Below are 22,448 nucleotides of genomic sequence, written 5' to 3' on the forward strand. Positions count from 1 at the left end.
CTTCCGTTCACTGTCGTTTCTGCACCGCTGCGGCAATCGCCCTGGCCATGGCGGTCGCCGTCCCTGTCTCTGTCGCTGTCTCTGTCGCTGTCTCTGTCGCTATCGCTTCGAGAGCACGGTCAACTGGCCCTCGTTGATGGTCACTTCCCTGCCGCGCAGGACGACCTCGGCGCCCGCGCCGGTCGCGATGACCACGGCGTCCTTGGTGATACGGATGTACGCGCCGCCCTGGGCCTGGAGCAGAATCCCCTGCTCGGCACCGGCGGTGTCGCTCATCACGAGCTTGTGCGCGAGGGGCGTCTGCACGACCACGGGCTTGTTCGGCGAGTCGGCCTGCAGCTCGCGGCGCGCGTCGGGCGGCAGTTCCTCTGCGGCCCCGTACCAACACCCCGTCCAGATGGGGAAGCTGGGGTCACCCTGCTCGAACTCCACCCAGACACCCGCGTCGGGCGGCGGCACCACGAACTGTCCCGACTCCGGCCCGGTGAAGGGCAGACAGGGCAGCGCCCAGGTCGACGGCTCGTCGCCCAGGACGTCCGGGACCTCGGCCCTGACCCGCCCGATCCGCAGCGGGTCGTCGTTGTCCACCACCCGGCCGCGGAACTTGCCGAGGTAGCGATTGCCGGTTGCCGCCATGCTGAACTGCTCCTGCTCTGTGGGGTGGTGCCGGTCGCCTCGCCGTGGTTCAGGGCCTGACGTAGGCGCTGCGCGCCTCAAGCCCCTCGCGCGAGACGGTGAAGTTCTGTTGGTACGAGCCCGGGCGCAGGTTGTGCGTGACGGACTTGACGTAGTAGTCGCCGTCGTACGCCCGTCCGGCGCCGCGGACGCCGACCAGTTGGCGGGGCTGGAGGATGTAGCCGTGCCGGTTGACGTCGAGCGAGCCCGAGCCAGAGATGACGTCGGCGGACACGGCGGCCCGGGCGAGCAGTTCGGCCTCGGCCTGTTCGCGCTGCTGCTTGGCCGTGCCGGTGAGCGTTCTGCGTTTGAGGGCGGGGGTGGGGCGTTTGCCGAGCGGTGGGCGCAGGGGGCTGATCGGCGGCTGCGGCAGCAGGGTGGACACCCTGGTCCCCGGGTCCTGCCAGCGGGCCTGCGGCTCCTCCCGCGCGGTTCCGTCGTACGAGAACGTCAGCTGGTCGACGGTGGAGTTGTCGTCCATGTTGACGTTGAGGGCGTGCTGGCGGATGCCGAGACGGATCTCGGGGCCCCAGCGGGCGGACGACAGTCCGGGGGTCGGGCCGGGTTCCAGGTAGAAGGTGTAGCCGTTGGCGCGGGCCAGCTCGGTGACGTACTGGAGGTCGGTACCGGTCTGGTAGTGCACGCGGAGGTCCTGGTGCGGGGGCTGGCTCACCTTCTCCTTGTAGACATCGGGCCGGATGCCGTAGTCGGAGTAGCGGCGCAGGATCGCGAGGACGCGGTCGGAGGGCGGGAGGTTGGGGTAGCGGTCGGTCCGCTCCTCCAGGTCCATCAGCAGGGAGAGGTCCTCGCCGGTGACGGTGAGCGTGGAGTGGCCGGGCTGGTTGCTGGCGCCGACCTCCTGGCGCACGATCAGGCCGTCGAGGAGCACGTCGGGGGTGCCCTTGACGGTGACCGTGACGATGATCCGGGTCTTCGGGTCGAAGAAGCCCTCCGGGAGCAGGGCGCGGTTGATGATCCCGTTCTTGGTGAGGTCGAAGGCGAGCTGGAAGCCGCTGCGTTCGCCCGCGGTGGCGGTGATCTGCGCGGACAGCAGTGCTTCGGTGACCTCGGCGGGGACGGGGCGGGTGAGTTTCGGTCCCATGCGGAGGGTGATGTGTACGGGGCCCTGGCCCACGGGGACGTCAAACACGCCGCTCTCCCCCGCTGCCGGGGAGCGGCACCTCGATCACCTTGCCGGCCTCGTCGGTCAGTTCGCGCGGGTCGAGGACCGGGTTGGCGTCGGCGATCTGCCACCACTGGGCGGGGTCGCCGTAGTAGCGCTGCCCGAGGAGGTCGGGGCGGTCGCCGCTGCCGACGGTGTGGCGCCGGCCCTCGTCGCCGGGCCGGTCGAACTGATCGAGCTGACCGGGCTGACCGGGCTGGTCGAGCGGGGGCAGCAACCGGCGCTTGGCGTAACGGACTTCGGTGCCGTCGGGTTGGCGGTGGATGCCGATCTCAGCGTCGTGGTAGCGGCTGGAGCGGGGGTAGGGGTGGGCGCCGGGGATGGCGTCCAGGGCGTTCTCGTAGGGCTCGATGTCTGCCATGGCCGCTGCCTCAGCCCCTTCCGGTCAAGGTGACGCCGATGCCTGTGCCCGTGCCGGCGCTTGTGAGGCCAAGTCCGCCGAGGCTGCCGCGGCGGGCCGCCGCGGCGAGGCGTTCCTTCTGGGCGAGGTGGGCCATGTAGAGGTCGGCGCCGCGGTGTCCGGCGGGCAGGTCGCTGACGGTGAGAACCTTCAGCCCGATGCCGAGCGAGGCGCGGATCGGGTTGAGGTTCACGTCGAACGCCGACTCGTTGATGGACAGTTCGGTGATCCGCACGGGCATGACGCGCTTGCTGCCCCAGGTGAAAAGGGTCAACGGCATCTCGATCGGGCTGATTTCGATGGCCCCCTTCTGCGAGAGGCGGGTGGCGTCGCGGATCTGCTGGGTCGTGGGCTGCACGAGCATTTCCAGCGTGGCGAGCTGGGGGTGGATGCCGTCGGGGGCGGCGACCTCGAACTGATCGGTCGCGTCGATCTCGGCGGTGAACTTCCAGGTCTCCTGGGCGGGCCCCTTGAGCCGCAAAGCCTCATTCCGATCCCCGGACCCACTCCCCCCACCACCGGAATCCCCACTCCCCCCGGCGGACTGCGGACTGAGACTGCGCTCCAGGGTGTCGGGATTGAACTGCAGCACGATGATGCGCTGGGGGGTTCCACGGTCGGGATCGACGACGACTATTCCGGAACGGATGGGTTTGGGGATGTCGGCGTAGCGGGTCATCGGCGGGCCTCCAGGCGTGCGGCCAGGGGACCATAGTCATGGTCCGGGAAAAGGGTGGGGAACAGTTCGAGCATCTTCTCCAGCCGTGCGACAGTTTCGCGGAACACGATTCCCTGCAGAGAGATGTCGGTGAACAGGTACTGCCAGCCGAATACGCCCTTGGTGAGCACCAGCGCGTCAAGGTACTCGCAGTACGAGGACTCCATCCTGATCAGGTCCGATTCACGCCCCGGAGCAGTACTCAGACGCATTTCGTAGTACCACATCTCAAGCGGGTCGACGTCATCCTGAATTCGAATGGCGGCGAAGTGACCCGTTCCCGCATGCTGCGGAAAGTCGATCACTCTGAGCTGTGAAAAGATCTCCAGGTCTCGTTCGCTCGCGGTATCCGCCGTGAACTGCGGAGGCGGCAGCAGAATGGAATCGTAAAGATCCCGGAGTCTGAATTCTCCACCGAGCTCGGGAGAGACTTCCCTGGTGCGCCAGCGGCACGAAAGCTCCGTGAACCAGATATTGCATTCACGCAGCGAGCTCCCCAGGGCTACATCCTTGAACTCCTGGAAGAAGGTGATGATGTCCGGGTTTTCGGCGGGCCTCTCCAAAATGGGACCCTTGTCGGAGAAATCGACATCAAGGGCGTCGCACTCGAGGATCGCATCGAGCGAGTCCACATGACTCTGTTCACTGGCAGACAGGGGGCGCATTGCAACTCCGTTCAAAGCGAAAGGTCTGAAATCTAGAAGGGAAGCGAGCCTCCGCTCCGGCGGATGTCCGCAAGCCTTTTCTCGAAGTCCGGGAAGTAGGATTTCGACCTGCCCCCCTTGGCCATTCTCGCCTGCTCGTAACGGAGGATCGCCGTGACAAGCTCACCCACACTCCTGACCTCTCGCACATTCTCCAGCTGGAATTTCTCGATCGCCTTGTACACGAGATCCGCGAACTCCGGAGTGATGTGGAGCAGGTGCTTCAACTGTCCCCGGGTGGCACTGTTGACGGTGATTTTTGACGTGCTACCCGGCTGAGGAGGCTTCTCAGGGGTCGCGTGCTGCTCATGGACGCCCCCCTTGGAGGCGTCCATCGTGACCCACTTGCTGGTGTTCCTGTGCCTCTGGAGCTCGTGCCTGCCCCATCGAGCCTGCAGATAGCTGGGGAATCCGGTGTACGGACCGGGGTGGTAGTTCACGCGAATGCGATACCAGATGGCCTTCTTGTTCGTCGCCTGCTCGCTCACCCCCAGGTACCCGTACGCGTGCTTCTCGATTTCATCCTTGAACTTGGTGTTCACCGAGGGCCCTCTGGCAGGTACGAGGTTCGAGCCCAACGCCGGCCCGCCCAACTGGTCGGAGAGCAGATGCATACGGACCCACCAGTTCGAAGGGTCGGTGTTGAGCCCGTGCAGGTTGAGGTGCCGGAAACCTTCCGGCTCATTGCGAGGTGCGGTGTCAGCACTTGATCCATGACTGTTGGCGTATGCCTTCGTGATGTACCGCGCCTCGAAGTCGTGGGCGAGTTCGTTGTTGGAGAACGCGGGCACCGTCGTGGCGGGCAGATCCGGGTCGCTCATGACGTCCAGGTAGTCCTTGACGTCACCCTGCAGATTGTTCTTTCCCCGGATCACCGGCCTGCTGGGATTGAGCGTCGCAATCACAACGAAGTTCGGATCGCCACCGGCCCTCACCAGGCGGGTCAGCCTGAAGTGCTCCCGCAGCACGTTCAGTAGTTCCTGATGCTGCTGGGTCGAGAGGCCGTCATCAAGTCGGTCGGCGAGGATCCTGCGGATGCGCGCGACGATCGCATCGAGACGTCTCTTCTTGGCGTCGTCGGAAGTCTCTTCTTCCTTCCTCTTGTCCCTCTTGTCGTCCTTGCTCTGCCTGTTCTTGGGGCCACCGTCCTTGTCGAGCTTCGGCTTCCTGTCGGCACCCTTGTCCGACCTGGGTTTGCCCGAGCCTTCCTTGTCCCCGTCCTTCGGCCTCTTCGCGTCCTGGTCCTTGCGCGCGCCCGGCGTCTTGCCGTCCTTCTTCGGTTCGCCGGGGGATCCCTTGTCGGACTTGGGCCTGCCCGGACCTTCCCTGTCCGTCATGGGGTCCGTCTTGGGCTTCTCGGGGGTCCTGGACCCGGCGGGAGTCCTGTCGTCGGCGGACTTCGACGGCGTCGAGCCCTGGCCCTCCTTGGGCCTGCCCGGGGTGTCGGGGTTCGGGTGGGCTGTCGGGGCCGGTTCCGGCTTCGGGCGCGGGGTCGGTTGGGGCTTGGACTTCGGGGACGGGGTCGGGCGGGTGTCCGGCCTTTCGTCCTCCTTCGTCTTCGGGCGGCCGTTCTTGTCGTTGGTCGTGGGCTTCCTGGTGTCGACCGTCGGGGCCGCGGGGCCGGGCTTGGACGTGTCCTTGGCCGGGGCCTGTGTCTTGGGCCTTGTCGGACCCGTGGTCGTCGGCTTCTTCGGAGCTGTGGTCGTCGGGGGCTTTCTCGGGGTGGGTGTCGTGCCGGGGCTCCTGCTCGGCCTGGGTGCCGGGGACGCCGCGGTTGCCGGCCGGGGCCTTGCCGTGTTGCCCCGGTCGTCCGCGGACCCGTCCGCCGGGGCCCTGCCGTCACCGCCGGTCGGTTTCTCCTTGCCCAGTTTGGCCGCCACGCCCTTCAGGCGGCGGCCGACCTTCGCCACGTACTTGCCGATGCCGCTGAGCAGCGCCTCGTACGCGAGTTCCAGGAGGGCGACGATGCCCGCCGCCACCGCCTTCGCGAAGAGGATGCCCGCGCCGCCCTGGCGGACCGCGCGCAGCCAGGTGATGACCGCGCCGATCGCGCGCAGGATCTCGCTGAGGGCGCCGATCGCCGTACGGACGGCGTCGATGACCGCCATCGCCCAGCCCGCCCCGGGGATGAGTTTGGCGATGACCTTCGTGATGACGATCTCGCCGATGATGAAGGGAAGTTGCGGGACGATCGCGTCCCACGTCTCCTTGACGATCCGCTCCAGGGTGAAGCCGCCCTTGAGGAGCTTGTCGATGATCGCCTTCGGAATGCCGATGATCTCCTCGATCTTCGACTGGAACCACTGTTTCACCGCCGCCTGGACCTCACGGAAGAGGTGGTTCTTCGCCCCGTCGACGGCGGAGTTCTTCGCCCCGCTCAGCCAGCCGCCCGGGTCGGAGAGGAAGTCGACGGCGATCATCATGAACTCGCCGAGCGCGCCGAGGAGTTTCGACGCGTAGTCCAGGACCGTCTTCACCGCCGCGACCACGGCCTTGACCACATCGAGCAGCATCTTCCGCAGAATGCTCAGGATGCTGCCCAGGAGTTTCCCGATGGCGTTCAGCAGATCCGTGACGATCTGCTTCAGCAGTTTCGCCAGCCGGTTCACCAGGGCGATCGCCGCCGAGATGAGATTGCTGATGAATTTCCTTATCCGCGCGGCCAGTTCGATTATTCCGCTGACCAGGGCCTTCGCGAATTCGATCAGGTCGTCGATCAGGTTCTTGATCGCGTCGACGATGAACTTGCGTGCCTCGTTGATCCAGCGTTCGACCGTGGTCCTGAAGTTCTTGATGAAACCGATGACCGCGTCCCGTGCCGCTCTGATGACACGGACGATCGCGTTCTTGATCTCGATGACCTTCTCTTTGAGCCAGTCGAAGGCCTTGCTGATCCAGTTGCCCGACTCGTTGACGCTGTCGTCGCGCTTCTTCTCGGCGTCCTGTTCCGCCTTGGTGTTCGCGTCCTGGATCTTCTTGTCGCCGTCCGTCTTCTCCTTGGCGACGTCGTCGTCTGTCTTCTTCTCCTTGTCCTGGACGTCCTTGCGGACCTTGTCGTGCCGCTCGGTCTTCTTCGTACCGAGGTTCTTGAGTTCCTCGTCCTGCTCCTTGCGCCAGTCGGCACGCTGAGCGGTCACGTCCCCGAGTGCCTTCTCGCGCTCGCCCGCCTGGCTCTCGGTGTTCGCCGCTATCTCGGCGTCGACCTTCTGCTTGTGCTTCGCCTGCGAGTCGCGGAAGTCCCGGTCCTTGGTCTGCCGCCCCTCGGAGATCCCCTTCTGGCCGTCACTGAACGCCGCCCTGAACTGCGGCCCCCTGTCGTGCTCCGCCACCTCGGAGGCCGCCTCGGGGGGTACGGCCCCGGTGGACGCCCCGCCCTCCGGCCCGCCGCCCTTGCCGCCCTCGGCGCCGGGCACCTTCGCCGTCAGCTGCTCCTTGGGGGCGTCGGGGTAGACCTGGTTCTCGCCCATGGGGCGGGCCGCGTCGTCGCGGCCCGTCGTGACGGTGTCCTGGCCCTTGGTGTCGACCGCGGCGCCCTGTTCGCCGGCCGCGCCCTCCGCCTCGCCCTGCAGTTCCACGCCCGGCGCGTTGCCCGCCTGGGCCTGCTTGAGCGCCTCGTCCTTCGTCGGCAGCCCGGCGAACTTCGCGGCCAGTTCCTGTGCGTCCACCTCGAAGCCGAGTTTGTCCGCGAGCCAGCCGATCCCGAAGCCCAGGGCCATCTTGAAGGTGTCCCAGCCGTCCGGCTCCTCCGCCTTCTCGGCCTCGATCTGGCCCTCGGGCTCCTTGGCGCCCTTGACCTCGGCCTTCTCCTCCTCGGGCGCCTCGGACTTGCGCGCCGGGTCCTGGGAGTACTGCGCGGGTGCGTCGGCCTTCGGTTTGCCCTGGAGGGTCTGGGGCGCACCGGCGGGTCGCTGCATCGAGGGCGGGGCGGCGGCGAGTGCCTTGTGCTCGTCGCCGACGGTACGGTCGACCGAGCCGCTCACCCCGCCCATGGCCTCAAGTGCCCTGTGGGGCTTCAGATTCGAGGCCGTGGACAGGCCCGCTTCCGGGGACACCTGCGAGAGGTTCGGAGCCGGGGCGGAGTCCTTCTTGCCGCCTTTGCCGCCCCGGGCGGCCGGCACAGCGGCACTGCCGCCGCCTCCACCCCTGCCTCCGCCGCCTCCGCGCGACCCCTTCGCGGCCGGCGCCGACCTGCCCGCCGTGGCCCGGGAGCCGGGAGCGGCTGCGGGAGTGGTCGCGGTAGCGGTCTGGACGGGCTCGGGCGCGGATTCGGGCTCGGGCTCGGGCTGAGAGGTGAGTGTCTGTGCTGCCGGGGATTCCGTCGTACCGGTCGCTGTTCCGGCCCCGCTCCCGGACGTGTTGCCGGAGACATGGCTGTCTCGTGCGGGTGACGCGGTCCCGGACTCCGTCGCCGACGTACTCGTCCCCGCCGAGGACCCCGCAGACCCCGCTGACGCCGTTGCCGACGACGCCTGCGGACTCGTAACAGCAGCCGAGCCCGAGCCCGAGCTCGCGCCCGCTCCCGCGCCCGAAGCCGGACTCGCCTGCGGGGAAGCCTTCTCCTGCGCTCCGCCCGCCTTCTCGCCCCCGGCAGGAGTGCCCTTCTCCTCCTTGGCCGCCGTCTCCCGTACTTCTCCGCCGCTCTCGGCGCCGCCCTCGGACCTGCCGGGGGCCTGCTGCACCGCCGTCTGCGCGGCCACCGGTCCGGCCTTGGGGTCGGCGCCGCTCTTCGGGTCCCTCGCCGGTACGCCCGACACGGACAGCGGCGCGGCGGCCTGCTCCACCGCGAGACCACCGAACCGGCTGTCGCCCGGACCGGATTCCGGGCCGGCCTCCGCGTCCGCCGGGTTCGTGCCGGCGGACTCGATGACGTCCCCGGAATCGGACTCGGACTCGGACCCTGCTTCGGCCTCCGCCGCCGCGTCCTCCGCGTCCTCCGCGTCCCGTTCCGCCTGCACCTTGTCGGCCCTGGTCACCGGGGGCGCGGAGAACGACGGGGCAGCCGTGGCGGCGGCCGAGGACGGGTCCGACGCGTCCGCGGTCGGTATGCCGGAGATATCGGGGTCGTGCTCCGGGATGAAGTCCTCGGGCTGGAGCTTGGTGTCCCAGGCGCTCTTCTCCCCGCCGCCGACCTCGACCTCGGACTCGCTGCCGGAGCCGAAGGGGTCCTCGTCGGCGGTCTCTTCGGGGCCTTCGAGATCCTGGTTGCGTACGCCGTCGAGCCGGCTGAGCCGGGCGGGCAGCTGGGTGTCCTTGCCGGCCACCGTGGGCGAACCCGTCGGCTTCGGCTGCCCGGCCTTGTCCGCCGGCTTGGGGTGCTGCCCCGCCACGAGCGCGTCGACGGCGCCCGGACGGTTCTTGGCGGCGGACTCCTCCTTGCTCGCCGCGGGTGCGTTCCGCTCCTCCGCGGCCCCCTTGTCCGCCCCGCCCTCCTTCTGCGCCCCACCGCTCTTGCCGCCACTCTGGTCCCCGGCTGCGGCCCGGTCCTCTTTCGCCTCCTTCTTCTCCGCCCCGCCCTTCTCTGCCCCGCCCGTCGCCGCTCCACCCTGCGCGTCGGAGCCCGCGGTCGTCCTCTCACCGGACTGCCGCGCGCCCGGGGACTGTGCCGCCCCGGGCGAAGCCTGCTGCTGCTCCGCATCCCGGCCGCCGCCCGGCCCGGCGCTCACGTTCTCCGGTGTGGAACCCGCCGCCCCCTCCGCGCCCGACGGCTCCTTCTCCGGCCCCGGCGCCTCCCCGGTCCCCTGCTCCTCGGCCTGCGCCTCCTCGGCCGCACGCCGCTCGCTCTCCCGCCGGACCCGCAGCTCCCCGGCCGCGTCGGCCTCGACCGCCGGGGTCTCGTACGCGTCGGGCTCCTCCGGCAGGTCTCCGTCGGCCTCGATCTCCTCGACCAGGTCGAGCACCCGGTCGTGCTCCGAGCCGAGCAGCCGGTCCTCCAGCCGGTCGAGAACGCCGTCCAGCAACTCCTCGGGCAGTCGCGCGAGTTGGTGGCGGGTGCGCTTGGAGCGGTCCTCCGGGTCACCGCGCAGGGACCGCACGACCGAGTTCGTCAAGCGGTCCACGAGGGTCGCCGGGTCGATCTGCTCCAGCCGGTTGCGGTCGGCGTCCACCGTGGCGTAGCGCAGCCAGCCCGGCGTGGCCTGGCCCGGTGCCACCTCCGAAGCGGGCTCCTTCGCGGACCGCTCGGACTGCTCGGACTGCTCGGTGGTCGGGCGTACAAGGGTCTGGGCGGCCGATTCCGCCTCCTGTTCGATCGGCTGGTGCGGGAGGCTCACCGCGCCGAGGTCGCGGCCGGCCCGCAGGGTGCCGAGGCCGTCGGGGTTCTGCACGGTGTGCAACAGCTCGTGGGCGAGCAGGCGTTGGCCGTCGGCCGTGCCGGGGCGGTAGGCGCCCTCGCGGAAGAAGACGTCCTGGCCGACGGCGACGGCGTCCGCGCCGAGCAGTTCGGTCAGCTGTCCGGCGTCCCGCCCGGTGTGCAGCCGTACGCGGCCGAGGTCGTGCCCGAGCTGTTCCTCCAGCTCCCTCCGCACGCCGACGTCGAGCGGCTGTCCCGCGCCGCTGACGATGTCCTTCGGCTCGGGCGCCCGGGACTTGGCCGCGCGCTCCTTGCGTTTGCGGCGCCGCTGTTCGACGGCCTGTTCCGAACTGGCCTCCTGTGTAGGTGAGTTGACGCTCATGAAGGCTGCACCTCGCCCTCGCCGGAGAGGCCCGCGTGCACGGCCCGGGCCAGCTCCTGGCCGAGCCTGCGTGCCGACAGCCCGGCGGGCAGCGGCGGCAGGCCGGACAGCGCGTCCAGCGTCACCGCGCCCCGCCCGGTGGCCAGCGGCACGCCGTGTTCCCGTACCAGCCGGGTCAGTTCGTGTGTGAACGCGGTGGACACCCGGTCGGGGTCCACGCGGAAGCCGTCGAGGACGAGTTCGCCGATGTCCACCCGGATCGCGTCCGGCCGCCTGCCCGCGCCCCCGTTCCCGCTCCCGCTCACGTCGTTCACGCCGTTCACACCCATCCGCGGACCTCCCCGGGGGTGAGGGAGCGCTCCAGCTTGAGGTACTCGGTGCGCGCCGCCGCGAGCATGTGCCGCATCTGCAGGCGGTCGCCCTCCTCGGCGGCGAGGAACGCTCCGGAGAGCGCGATGTTGCGGATCGAGCCGCCCGCGACGGTCAGTTGGGCCAGCAGCTCCGGTTCGATGCCCTTCACCGGGGTTTGCGGCGGCAGCACGCGGCGCCAGATCTCGGCGCGCTCGTGCTCGGCCGGGAACGGGAAGTCGACGACGAACCGGATCCGCCGCAGGAACGCCGTGTCCAGGGCCTTCTTCATGTTGGTGGTGAGGATCGCGAGACCCCGGTACGCCTCCATGCGCATGAGCAGATAGCTGACTTCGAGGTTGGCGTACCGGTCGTGGCTGTCCTTGACCTCGCTGCGCTTGCCGAAGAGGGCGTCGGCCTCGTCGAACAGGAGGAGCGCGCCGCCGCGTTCGGCGGCGTCGAAGACGCGGCGCAGGTTCTTCTCGGTCTCGCCGATGTACTTGCTGACCACCTGGGACAGGTCGATGACGAAGAGGTCCAGGCTCAGTTCCTTGGCCATGACCTCGGCCGCGAGGGTCTTGCCGGTACCCGAGCCGCCCGCGAAGAGCGCGGTGACGCCGAGGCCCCGGCGCAGGGTGGCGGCGAAGCCCCACTCCTGGTGGACCGTCGCTCGCTGCCGCACATGCGCGACGATCTCCCGCAGCACGCTCGTCTGCCGTTCGTGCAGCACCAGGTCGCCCCAGCCCGCGTCCGGCTCGATGCGGCGGCCCAGTTCGTCCATGCCGATCCGGGCCTCGTTCAGCCCGGCCCGCCAGGCGAGGAGCGCGGGGTCGGGTGCGGGGTCAGGCGCGTCCTCGGCCGGCAGCTCACGGCGTACGGCGTCCGCAGCGGACCGTACGACATGGGGCGGCAGCTGGAACTGGGCCACCAGCGCCCGCAGTTCGCCCTCTCCGATGTCGACGACGTCCTCGAACGCGCCGGTCCACAGGGCTAGTTGTTCCTCGTCGTCCAGGCTCGGCACCGTCACCCGTTCGCCGCGCGTCCGGTCGGACCGACGCGGGTCGGGGCTCGACACGACGACGGGAACGGCCGCCCCGGCGAGGAACGCGTCGGTCGCCGCGTGCTGGTCGCGGTCGAGTTCGCCCGCCTCCACGAGCAGGGCGGCGGGCAGCAGGATCGCCTCGCGCTGCCACAGCCGGGCCAGCAGGTCGCGGTCGGCGGGGGCGGTCGGGATGTCCTCGGCGTTCATCGCGTACAGGGCGAGCCCGGAGCGGCCGGCCGCGGCGGCGGCGATGTCGGCCCGGCTGCGCAGATCACCGCCGACCACCTCGACGAGCAGCGGCGCGTCGGGCCGGGCACGCGTGGTCCAGCCGTCGGCGATCCGGGTCGCGGCCAGGGCGTACGACGGCGGCAGTTCCTCGGGGACCGGTGCGCGGCGCAACTGGCCGTGCAGGCGCGCGTCCAGATAGGGCGAACCGAGGAGGAAGTGCAGGACGCGTTCGTCGAGCCGCAGCCGGGACAGGGTCAGGGACTGCCGTGACTCGTCGGCCGGCTCGACGATCCGCCAGCGGCGCAGGGGCGCGACCGGGGTCAGCGCGCTCCAGTGCGGTTCGGCGAGCGCGGCCAGGGCGAGCGAGAACGTGGGGTACGCGCGCTCCGGGTCACCGCTCGCCGCGGCACAGCGGGCGGCGGTCGTGGCGTCCAACTCGCAGGCGGCGGTGAGGAGTACGAGGTCCCGCTCGAACGGGGTGAGCCCGAAGCAGTCGACCAGCGCGTCGAGGGGGCCCGTCCCCGGGCCCGCCGCACCGGCCGGATTCCGTACGGAACCGTCGGCGCCGTCCGCACCGGCGCCCGTGCCGACATCTGTACCGGCCTCTGTACCGGCCTCTGTACCGGCCTCTGTGGCGACCCCGGTGGTGGCCGACTCGTTCGCCTGGGACGCGCGGGACACCCTGGAAACCCGGGACGCGTGCGCGTCGACGTGGGCGAGGACGCGCCGCATCTCCGAGGTCAGCGTCGCGCCGCCGCCCCCTGCGCTCGCCCCGCCCGGCTCGTGCCCGCCCATGCCCTTACCGCCTGCCCCCGTCGTCCGCATGCCGCCTCACCGCTCCGTGCGGTCGGGACCGCCGTCGGGGGCGGTCGCGGAGTCCGTGGGGGTCGCGGGCGTCGTGCCCTTGGCCGCGCCGCGCGGGACCTTGCCAGACTGGGCCGCCTTGCCGGGCTGCGCCCCCTTACGGGTACGGGCCGGTGCCTTGGCCGCAGCCCTCACCGGCGCTTTCGTCGGCGCCTTCACCGCCTTCGCGGAGGTCGTTCCGGTGGCTGTCCCGCCCGTTGCCCCGCCTGATGTCCCGGTCGATGCCTCGGCCGACACCCCGGCCGACACCCCGGCCGGTTCCTGCGCGGCGGCGGTTTCGGCGGGCGCGCCGCCGTTCGGCGTCACCCGTACCGTCGACCGCTCCACCGGCTTCGCCGGCACCGGTGTCTCGCGGCCCTCGATGAGGACGAGCGCCGCCTGGTAGACCACCGAGAGGGTGTACGGGGTCTGGTGGAGCATCCCCCAGAGCTTCGAGGTCTCGTCGATGTCCATCACCGTGGGCGTGAACCTCACCCGCTGTGCCGCTCCGGCGAGGTCGCTGTCCGCCAAGTACGGCTTCTCCCCCGCGAGTTCGATGATGTCGAGGGGCAGGACGGGGATCTCGTGCAGCGTGCGTACGACGGAGCCGATCAGCCGCTGGCCGACCAGTTCCGTCTCGTCGCCGTACGCGCTGATGAGGAAGTGCAGGTCCAGCGCCGTCGCGGCCCGCTTCAGCAGTGTGCCGTCCAGGGCACGCGTCGGCAGGTCGGTGGCGCGCTGCGAGGTGTTGGGGGTGACCTGGTAGAGGAAGACGGTGATCGTGGGCTCGGCGGGCGGGTCGGCCGACGGCTTGCGCGGCTCGACCTTGACGGCCATGTCGATCTCGGGCTGGAGGTTGGCCTCGATCAGCAGGGCGAGGGCCTGGGTGACGTGGGCGATGGCAAGTGCGTTGCTCATGAGGCCAGTTCCTCGGTCCGTCGTGCGCTGATCGGTCGGCAGCCGGCTTTCGTGTGTCTCACTCGCGCCCCCTCGCCAAGTAGTCCGCCAGGCTCACGGTCGCCGCCGGTCGGCCGGGGGCGGTGGGCCGACGGCTGCCGCCGGCCGGGGCGGCCCCGGCCGCCGTCACTTCGAGGCGCCCGATCTGCACCTGGACCACCTGTTCGCCGCCGCGCCCGGACCGTCGGCCCGCGGCCTGCCGTACGGCGTCGCGGGCCGCCGCCGTGTCCGCGGTGCCGGGTCGCAGCGCGGCGGACACGGCGGCAGGGGAAGCGACGCCCCCGCCCGAGGGGAAGGGGCCGGACACCGCCCTCGGGGAGGAGGCCCGCTCCGGCTCGCCCCGTCCGGCGGAACGCCGCACCGGGTCGGGCACGGGCCGCAACGCCGGTAGGAGCCCGGCGGCGGGCCGCAGCAACGGCGCCTCGGGCAGGTCACGCGGCACGGGCCGGGGCGCCGGCTCCTCGGACACCGGCCGCCCGGCCCGTACGACGGTCCGCTCGCGCTCCGTACGAAGCTGGACCTCGCGCACGGTCAGTCCCGCCAAGTCCGGCTCCGGTAGGCCTTGTTGGGGTGCGGTCGGCCACAGTGGGCCCGCCGTGTCCGGCTCGGGCGCGGTGGCCCGTACCGCCTCGGCCCGTTCGAAGGGGCCGGCCAGGCGCGGTCGCAGCCGCACCACGTCCGCGGGCGGCGCGGCGGCCGGGGTGTGCCGGGCGAGCAGCCGGTCGAAGAAGTCGGGCGCCCGTGACGCCCGCTCCCGCTCGGGGCGCCCTCCCAAGGAATCGGCCAAGGGGTCAGACATCGGCACACAGCTCCAGGTAGTAGCGGCGCCGCAGCGGGCTCAGCGCAAGGATCTCCGGCTCGCTCCAGCCGTAGGCGGTGGCGAGCAGATGGACGTCGAGGAGGACGTCGCGCGCCCAGGCGTCCAGTTCGGTCCACAGATAGGAGGCGATGTCGAGTTCGGCGCGGGTGGCCGCTCCGCACTCGGGGCAGTTGACGTTGAGCGTGAGGTCGGCGCCCGGGTCGGCCTCCTGTGCGGCCTCGGCGAGCCGGCGCCGCACCTCTTCGGGCAGCGCGTCGGCGGGGACGTCCGCTCCATCGCGTATGGCCGAGACGACGCACCGTTCCAACAGGGCCAGGCGGGGTTCCGGGTGCCGGGCCGCCGCCGTCAGGTCGGCGGCACTCGGCACCCGGAGTTCGATCTCCCAGCCGTCCTCGGCGACCCGCACCGAGGGAGGGGCGGGACTGCCTGTCGACCGGGCCAACTCCCCGGCGTCGAGGTCGAATTCCATGTCCTCGCCGCAGGCGGAACAGCCGAGGCGGACCTGCATCCGTTCGCCGAACAGGGTCCGGCGCAGCGCGAAGAGGTCCGCCTCCCGCTCGCCCACCGGCAGCGTGGACAGCGTCTCGGCCCCGGTGTCCGGGCGGGCCGCGCGGTGGAGCAGCAGGGCGCGTCCGGAGGAGGCCTGGACGAGCCCGGTCTCCCAGGTGGTGAGCAGCTCGGCCGCCCGAGTGATCGTCATGTCCCGCCCCCCGTTCCTTACTGGCCGTACCGGCCCGTACCTGCCCCCGCTGCCCCCGCTGCCCTTGCCGTCCCAGCTGCTCCAGCTGTCCCGGCTGGCCCGGCTGTCCTAGCCGTCCCAGCCGTCGTGCGACCCCGCGCCGGTCAGGCGGGGTTCAGGAACGAGGGCTCCTCCGGCTCGGGCACCTCGTAGTCCCGCTCCCAGCCCTCGCATTCGAGCTTCAGCGACTGGATGGCCACCGCGTTGGCGTTGGCGTCCAGCTCGCCGAGCACCTGGTACTCGCTCGGCCAGGTCCGGTAGAGCTTGTGCGAGACGGCCACCTGACCCGCCTCGTTGAGGACCTGGATCACGATGTCCTTGCGGAAGTCGGCGAGGGACACCTCGGAGCCGAGGCCCGCGCCGACCTGCCAGACCTTGTTGGCCCAGCGGTCGAACTCGGGATCGTGGGTGACCCCGCGCTCCAGCGTGATGCCCTCGAACTCGGAGCGCCCGGGCGACTTGCGCGGGGAGCTGGGGTCGCCGCCGTGCCGGTGCTTGACGACCTCGGTGGTCCGCTTCAGTGGACTGATCTTGCTGATCCCCGCGACCGTGCGACCGTCCCACAGCACGAGGAACTTGAAGTTCTTGTAGGGGTCGAAGCGCTGGGCGTTGACAGTGAACTCAGCCATCGGTTTCCTTCACGTTCTCCCTCATGGGACTCATGGCGTCTAGAGCTCGAACTGCCCGGACGTCTGCTGGATCCTGACGACGACGAACTCGGCCGGCCTGACCGGTGCGATGCCGACCAGGACGTTGACGACGCCGTTCGCGATGTCCTCGTCCGTCGTGGTGTCGCGGTCGCACTTGACGAAGTACGCCTCCCGCGGAGTGCCGCCCTTGAAGGCGCCCTGGCGGAACAGCGTGTGCAGGTACGAGGAGGCGCCGAGGCGGATCTGCTGCCACAGGTTCTCGTCGTTGGGCTCGAACACCACCCATTGCAGGCCGCGTTGCAGGCTCTCCTCGACATGCAGGGCGAGCCGTCGTACGGGGACGTACTTCCACTCGCTGTCGAGCGCGTCGGAGCCCTCCAGGGTGCGCGCGCCCCAGACGAGGGGGCCCACCAGCGGCAGGGTGCGCAGGCAGTTGACGCCGAGCGGGTTGAGCAGGCCGCTCTCCCGGTCGGTGAGGTCGACGGTCAGCGAGTGGACTCCCGCGAGCCGTGCCTCGGTGCCGGCCGGCGCCTTCCACACCCCGCGCTCGGAGTCGGTGCGCGCGATGACCCCCGCGACCGCGCCCGACGGCGGGAAGGACCGCAGCCGTCCGGTGAGCGGGTCGGTCAGCTGCAGATGCGGGAAGTACAGGCCCGCGTGGTTGCCGCGGACGGCGTCGAAGGCGGCGAGTCCGGCGCGGGCGGTGTCCACGCTCACCCAGGTGCCGGGCGAATCGACGAGCAGGAAGATCCGCCGCTCCTCGCAGAGCCGCTGGGCCGCGGAGACGACCGTGATCGCGTCGTCGGTCGACTCGTACGCCGCGAGTTCCGGCAGGACGAGCAGGTTGACGTCCGCGACGCCGCGCAGCGCCTGGAGGCCGGTCTTGCCGGCCTCGCTGCCGATGAGGTCGCGCGGTCCTGGGGCCTCGCCGTCCTCGCCGCCCTCCAGCGGGAAGACGGGCGGGTTGACGGAGGCCTCAAGGCCCAGGTCGTTGGCGCACTCGCCGACGAACCGGACGACGTCGTCGGGGTCGGTGGAGCCCGCCACGACCTGGAGGCGCCGGCCGAAGGCGGTGACCTCGGCGCCCGCGAAGGCGTGCCGTCCCGGCGCGTCGGGCAGCGCCCGCAGCTTGCGTTCGAGCAGCAGGGCCAACTCGGCGACGTTGGAAGGGGATTCGCCGTCGCAGTCGGGGTCGTACAGCGTGAACTCGCGCTCGACGTCACCGATCTTGACGGTCAGGTCGACGGCGAGGTCGGGCAGGTCGTGCCCGAACGGCTTGGAGACGGTGCCGGACGGGTCGGGCCGGCCCTCGCCCACGGCCTCGACGCGGACGAGCCGCGACCCGGCGTTGATCACGGTCGGCGCGTACCGGCCGTGCGCGGTCTCCATGGACAGCCCGGTGAAGCTCTCACGGGCCCGGCCCCTGGCGTCGTACACCCGCAGGTTGAAGGTCTCTTCCGGGCGGGGCGTGTCGTGGTCGACGGCGACGCGCAGGCCGTTGCCCCATACGCCGAATTCCTTGGCGTGCACGTCGAGGACCGCGCTCCCGCTGTGGCCCTCGGTGGACTCCAGGGTGACCCGGGCGGCCTTTCCGGTGTTCGCTTTGGCGACGCGGACGATCACGGCGACCGTGCCGCCGTTGCCGAAGAACTGGTGCACCGCGTAGCCGACGGCGCCGCGCGAACTCAGGCCCCCGAAGCGGCGCTCGAACTCGGTGAAACTCGTGACACGCACCGGCTCGTCCAGCGGGCCGCGCCGGGTGTGCCCCACGAAGGCGGTCACCGAGGTGGTGACGGTCGAGACGGTCCGTGCGCTGCTGGGAAGTTCTTCGACGTAGACGCCGGGATACGTGGGCCTGGCAGTGTTCACCGCGTTCATCGGCATTCCCCCTCCTCATCGGATCTCGGGCACCGGATGACATGCACCAAGAGGCGGCAGAGGGGGTGGTAACACGTCCGGCGCACGCAGAGGTCTCCGGACGTGCGGAAGGCACGCCGGTCCACGACACCGCATCAGCTTCCCCCGTCAGTGCCCCGGCCGGACGGCCGTCCGGGGTCAAGCAGCACGCTTGTGACTCCTGATGCTCAAGTGCTCAATCCACCCTGTTGGCTGGGTAGTTGCGCATGCAAGGCGTGTTCACGCCACCCCTGAAGGAGATTCGATGGAGGGCACCGCGCACAGCTCGCACACGATGTACTCGTGTCGCGGCGCCTGATTCACTGATCCGCCACAGGGCGTGGTGCAGCAGAATGGAGCGCATGTCCCGACGCACCCCGCAGTCCCGCAACCAGCGCCGTTCCGCTCCGGCGCACAACCCCTCCTGCCCTTGCGGTCTTGCGAAGACGTACGAGGAGTGCTGTGGCCGGTTTCACCGGGGTGAGGGCGCGGCGCCGACCGCCGAGGCACTGATGCGCTCGCGCTACTGCGCGTTCGTCAAGCGCGACGAGGCATATCTGCTGCGCACCTGGCATCCACGCACCCGCCCGACGCATCTGGGCCTGGACCGGGCGACACGCTGGACAGGCCTGGAGATCCTCGCCACGACGGAGGGCACGCCCTTCCACACGACGGGCACGGTGACGTTCCGCGCGTCCTACGCAGGCGGCTCACTCCACGAACAAAGCCGCTTCGAACGACAGGACGGCACATGGGTGTACGTGGACGGAGAGGTGTCATAGGGGCGCAGCCCCCAAAGGGCGCAGCCCTTGAGGGGCGCGGGGAACGGCGCGACCAGCCACGACGCACCCGCACCCGAAAGCAGACCGGGACAGGTCACCCCTCAGGACTGAGGATGTCCAACTCCTGGAGCGCCCCCACCACGACCTCCCGGGTCAAAGCCTCCGCCCGCACCGCGTCACCGGCCCGCACCGCCTCGGCGACCTGCACATGCAGCGTCACCGCCGCGGGATCGGGATCCTCGAACATCACCTGATGGTGCGTACGCCCGGCCAACACCTCGGCGACCACGTCCCCGAGCCGCGCGAACATCTCGTTGCCGGAGGCGTTCAGCACGATCCGGTGGAAGGCGATGTCGTGGACGAGGTACCCCTCCAGCTTGTGGCCGCGTGAGTGCGCGACCATGCCGAGCGCGCACTCGGTCAGCTCGGCGCACTGCTCGGCCGTGGCGTACTTCGCGGCCAGCCCCGCCGCGACGGGCTCGACGGCACAGCGCAGCACGGTCAGCGAGCGCAGCTGGCGCGGCCGGTCGGCGCCCGCCAGCCGCCACCGGATGACCTGCGGGTCGTAGACGTTCCACTCGTTCGCGGGACGGACGGTCACGCCGACCCGGCGGCGGGACTCCACGAGGTGCATCGACTCCAGGACGCGGACCGCCTCACGCATCACCGAGCGTGACACCTCGAAACGCTGCGCCAGCTCGTCCGTGCGCAGAACGCTGCCCGCGGGGTACTCGCCCGCGGTGATCGATGGACCGAGGCTCTCCAGTACATGGCCGTGCAGCCCCCGGCCCGGTGTGCTCATGGGTTCAGGGTACGAGGAACAGAGCGCGAACAAAAAGTCAGACTTATACGTCACAGACTCTTGAATTCATCTGACCTATGGGTTTCAGTGTCGTGACGGATGCGGCACCCGACATTCATCCGCCATCCGATGTCGAAGAAGACAGAAGACAGCGAGGCAGTTATGACAACCCCCCACGTCGTCGTGGTGATGGGCGTGGCAGGCACGGGCAAGACCACCATCGGGCCCCTGCTTGCGGACCGGCTCGGCGTTCCCTACGCCGAGGGCGACGACTTCCACCCCGAGGCGAACATCGCCAAGATGACGGCCGGTACGCCGCTCACGGACGACGACCGCCGGCCCTGGCTGGACGCCATCGGCGCCTGGGCGCACGGGCGGGCCGGACTCGGCGGCGTGGTCAGCAGCTCCGCGCTGAAGCGCAGTTACCGGGACCGGCTCAGGGCTGCCGCCCCCGACGTCGTCTTCGTCCACCTCACCGGTGACCGCAAGCTCATCGAGGACCGGATGGCACACCGCCAGGGCCACTTCATGCCCACGGCGCTCCTCGACTCGCAGTTCGCCACCCTCCAGCCGCTCCAGGCGGACGAGACGGGTGTCGCGGTGGACGTCGCCGGCAGCCCCGACGAGATCACCGACCGAGCGGTCACCGCGCTGGACGGCCTCGCCCGCTAGGGCCTGTCGTCGAATTCCCGCCTCCCCTGCACCCCCCTGGCCTCCCCGCGGGGCGCCCTCCCCTCTCCCCTCCCATGCAAGGAACTGCACCGTGACCAGACTCAGCGTCGAGATGCTGGCAGCGGATCCCGTCGAGCCGATCACCTCGGCGGGCCATGCTCAGCTGGGCATCGCCGTACTGGCGGGCATCGCCGTCATCGTCCTGCTCATCACCAAGTTCAAGCTCCACGCCTTCCTCGCGCTGACCATCGGGTCGCTGGCGCTCGGCGCCTTCGCCGGTGCGCCGCTCGACAAGGCGATCACCAGCTTCTCGGCCGGTCTCGGTTCGACCGTCGCCGGCGTGGGTGTGCTGATCGCGCTCGGCGCGATCCTCGGCAAGCTGCTCGCGGACTCCGGCGGCGCCGACCAGATCGTCGACACGATCCTCGCGAAGGCGGGCGGCCGTTCGATGCCCTGGGCAATGGTGCTGATCGCCTCGGTGATCGGGCTGCCGCTCTTCTTCGAGGTCGGCATCGTGCTGCTGATCCCGGTCGTCCTGATGGTGGCCAAGCGCGGCAACTACTCGCTGATGCGCATCGGCATCCCGGCGCTCGCGGGCCTGTCCGTGATGCACGGGCTGATCCCGCCGCACCCCGGCCCGCTGGTCGCGATCGACGCGGTCAAGGCGAACCTCGGTGTCACCCTCGCCCTCGGCATCCTCGTCGCCATCCCGACGGTGATCATCGCGGGACCGCTCTTCTCGAAGTACGCGGCCCGCTGGGTGGACGTCCCGGCGCCGGAGAAGATGATCCCCCAGCGTGCCTCCGAGGACCTGGAGAAGCGCCCCGGTTTCGGCGCCACCATCGCCACCGTCATGCTGCCGGTCGTGCTGATGCTGACCAAGGCGCTGGTGGACATCGTCATCGACGACCCGACGCACATGGTGCAGCGCGTCTTCGACGTGATCGGCTCCCCGCTGATCGCGCTGCTCGCGGCCGTGCTCGTCGCCATGTTCACGCTCGGCCGGGCGGCCGGGTTCACCAAGGGCCGGATGTCCTCGACCGTCGAGAAGTCGCTCGCCCCCATCGCGGGCATCCTGCTGATCGTCGGCGCGGGCGGCGGCTTCAAGCAGACGCTGATCGACTGCGGGGTGGGCCAGATGATCCTGGACATCTCGAAGGACTGGTCGATCCCCGCGCTGCTGCTGGCCTGGCTGATCGCGGTGGCGATCCGGCTCGCGACCGGTTCCGCGACCGTCGCCACCATCTCGGCGGCCGGTCTGGTGGCCCCGCTGGCGGCCGACATGTCGACCACGCACACCGCGCTGCTCGTCCTGGCGATCGGCGCCGGTTCGCTGTTCTTCAGCCATGTGAACGACGCCGGGTTCTGGCTGGTCAAGGAGTACTTCGGCCTCAGCGTCGGCCAGACCATCAAGACCTGGTCGGTCATGGAGACCATCATCTCGGTGGTCGCCGGAGGCCTGGTGCTGCTGCTGTCGCTGGTGATCTAGCCGGGCACCGGAGTACGGCCCCGAGAAGCACCGCACGAAGGAGCAGTACGGCGATGACCCACCCTCTTTTCGACATCGGCGGCCGTACGGCGCTGGTCACCGGGTCCAGCCGGGGCATCGGCCTCGCGCTGGCCCGGGGCCTCGCGGAGGCCGGCTGCACGGTCGTGCTGAACGGCCGCGATCCGGACCGGCTCGCCGAGGCCGCGGCGCGGCTGCCCGGCACGGCGGTCCACACGGCGGCCTTCGACGTGACCGACGGTCCGTCGGTGGCCGCCGGGATCGCGGCCGTCGAGGAGCGGGTGGGCCCGCTGGACATCCTGGTCAACAACGCCGGGATGCAACTGCGGTCCCCGCTCATGGAGTTCACCGACTCCGACTGGCACCGCATCCTCGACACCAACCTGACCAGCGCGTTCCTGGTGGGCCGCGAGGCCGCCCGGGGCATGACCGCGCGCGGCCACGGCAAGATCGTCAACATCTGCTCCCTGCAGAGCGAGGTGGCCCGGCCCGGCATCGCGCCGTACGCCGCCACCAAGGGCGCGCTGAAGATGCTCACCAAGGGCATGTGCGCCGACTGGGGCCCGCACGGGGTGCAGGTGAACGGGCTAGGCCCCGGCTACATCGAGACCGAACTCACCCGACCCCTGGTAGACGACCCGGAGTTCAGCGCCTGGGTCCGCCGCCGGACCCCGGCAGGACGCTGGGGCCGTACGGAGGACCTGGTCGGCGGCGTGCTGTTCCTCGCCTCCCCGGCGGCGGACTTCGTCAGCGGCCAGATCCTCTACGTCGACGGCGGCATGACCAGCGTCCTCTGAGTGCCGCAAGAAGG

The 22,448-nt window shown here is 70.4% G+C and carries 18 protein-coding genes; 4 read left to right on the forward strand and 14 right to left on the reverse strand.

From position 1 onward, the window contains the following. Positions 1–99 precede the first annotated feature (99 nt). The 13 genes from ACZ60E_RS20485 to ACZ60E_RS20545 form a co-directional block, all read right to left on the reverse strand. Positions 100–636: a phage baseplate assembly protein V gene (locus ACZ60E_RS20485; RefSeq protein WP_453794180.1), complete on the reverse strand. Its 537-nt coding sequence runs from the start codon at positions 634–636 to the stop codon at positions 100–102. 49 nt (positions 637–685) lie between these two features. After that, positions 686–1,825: a hypothetical protein gene (locus ACZ60E_RS20490; RefSeq protein ID WP_469442143.1), complete on the reverse strand. Its 1,140-nt coding sequence runs from the start codon at positions 1,823–1,825 to the stop codon at positions 686–688. Next, positions 1,818–2,219, reverse strand: a complete 402-nt coding sequence (locus ACZ60E_RS20495) for a LysM peptidoglycan-binding domain-containing protein (protein ID WP_469442145.1) — start codon at positions 2,217–2,219, stop codon at positions 1,818–1,820. The genes ACZ60E_RS20490 and ACZ60E_RS20495 overlap by 8 nt, the downstream gene beginning before the upstream one ends. Positions 2,220–2,229: 10 nt before the next feature. Continuing rightward, complete coding sequence (locus tag ACZ60E_RS20500) at positions 2,230–2,937, reverse strand: hypothetical protein (protein ID WP_469442146.1); 708 nt, start codon at positions 2,935–2,937, stop codon at positions 2,230–2,232. Then, positions 2,934–3,641 carry a hypothetical protein gene (locus tag ACZ60E_RS20505; protein WP_469442148.1) on the reverse strand — a complete coding sequence of 236 codons (708 nt, stop codon included), beginning with the start codon at positions 3,639–3,641 and terminating at the stop codon, positions 2,934–2,936. Before ACZ60E_RS20505 ends, ACZ60E_RS20500 begins: the two co-directional genes overlap by 4 nt. Positions 3,642–3,673: 32 nt before the next feature. After that, complete coding sequence (locus tag ACZ60E_RS20510; RefSeq protein WP_469442149.1) at positions 3,674–10,351, reverse strand: eCIS core domain-containing protein; 6,678 nt, start codon at positions 10,349–10,351, stop codon at positions 3,674–3,676. Further along, on the reverse strand, positions 10,348–10,680 hold the full coding sequence (locus tag ACZ60E_RS20515) for a hypothetical protein (protein ID WP_469442151.1): 333 nt from the start codon (positions 10,678–10,680) through the stop codon (positions 10,348–10,350). Before ACZ60E_RS20515 ends, ACZ60E_RS20510 begins: the two co-directional genes overlap by 4 nt. After that, the gene (locus ACZ60E_RS20520; protein WP_469442283.1) at positions 10,671–12,764 is read right to left on the reverse strand and encodes an ATP-binding protein; all 2,094 of its coding nucleotides are present in this window, start codon (positions 12,762–12,764) and stop codon (positions 10,671–10,673) included. Before ACZ60E_RS20520 ends, ACZ60E_RS20515 begins: the two co-directional genes overlap by 10 nt. Before the next feature lie 36 nt (positions 12,765–12,800). Beyond that, complete coding sequence (locus tag ACZ60E_RS20525) at positions 12,801–13,730, reverse strand: Pvc16 family protein (RefSeq protein ID WP_469442153.1); 930 nt, start codon at positions 13,728–13,730, stop codon at positions 12,801–12,803. A gap of 58 nt (positions 13,731–13,788) precedes the next feature. Then, complete coding sequence (locus ACZ60E_RS20530) at positions 13,789–14,568, reverse strand: hypothetical protein (protein WP_469442156.1); 780 nt, start codon at positions 14,566–14,568, stop codon at positions 13,789–13,791. After that, positions 14,561–15,289, reverse strand: a complete 729-nt coding sequence (locus ACZ60E_RS20535; protein WP_469442158.1) for a T4 family baseplate hub assembly chaperone — start codon at positions 15,287–15,289, stop codon at positions 14,561–14,563. Before ACZ60E_RS20535 ends, ACZ60E_RS20530 begins: the two co-directional genes overlap by 8 nt. Positions 15,290–15,432: 143 nt before the next feature. After that, positions 15,433–15,957, reverse strand: coding sequence for a phage tail protein (locus ACZ60E_RS20540; RefSeq protein WP_055614510.1), 525 nt, complete (start codon positions 15,955–15,957; stop codon positions 15,433–15,435). Between the two features lie 39 nt (positions 15,958–15,996). Next, positions 15,997–17,862 carry a phage tail sheath family protein gene (locus ACZ60E_RS20545; protein WP_469442161.1) on the reverse strand — a complete coding sequence of 622 codons (1,866 nt, stop codon included), beginning with the start codon at positions 17,860–17,862 and terminating at the stop codon, positions 15,997–15,999. Positions 17,863–18,236: 374 nt separating this feature from the next. Between ACZ60E_RS20545 and ACZ60E_RS20550 the strand changes: the two genes are divergently transcribed. Next, entirely contained in the window at positions 18,237–18,656 is a 420-nt protein-coding gene (locus tag ACZ60E_RS20550; RefSeq protein WP_384809515.1) for a YchJ family protein, read from the forward strand. Positions 18,657–18,750: 94 nt separating this feature from the next. Here ACZ60E_RS20550 and ACZ60E_RS20555 read toward each other — a convergent pair whose 3' ends face one another. Beyond that, positions 18,751–19,458: a FadR/GntR family transcriptional regulator gene (locus ACZ60E_RS20555; RefSeq protein WP_384809517.1), complete on the reverse strand. Its 708-nt coding sequence runs from the start codon at positions 19,456–19,458 to the stop codon at positions 18,751–18,753. 162 nt (positions 19,459–19,620) lie between these two features. On the opposite strand from ACZ60E_RS20555, the gene ACZ60E_RS20560 reads away from it, so the two are divergent. From ACZ60E_RS20560 to ACZ60E_RS20570, 3 genes are all read left to right on the forward strand, one after another. After that, positions 19,621–20,130, forward strand: a complete 510-nt coding sequence (locus tag ACZ60E_RS20560; protein ID WP_384809519.1) for a gluconokinase — start codon at positions 19,621–19,623, stop codon at positions 20,128–20,130. Positions 20,131–20,221: 91 nt separating this feature from the next. Then, positions 20,222–21,619 (forward strand): GntT/GntP/DsdX family permease, encoded by a 1,398-nt coding sequence (locus tag ACZ60E_RS20565; protein WP_469442165.1) that lies wholly within the window; start codon positions 20,222–20,224, stop codon positions 21,617–21,619. Between the two features lie 53 nt (positions 21,620–21,672). Next, the gene (locus ACZ60E_RS20570; RefSeq protein ID WP_469442167.1) at positions 21,673–22,434 is read left to right on the forward strand and encodes an SDR family oxidoreductase; all 762 of its coding nucleotides are present in this window, start codon (positions 21,673–21,675) and stop codon (positions 22,432–22,434) included. Positions 22,435–22,448 lie beyond the last annotated feature (14 nt).

Source organism: Streptomyces sp. NPDC102514, assembly GCF_055584525.1.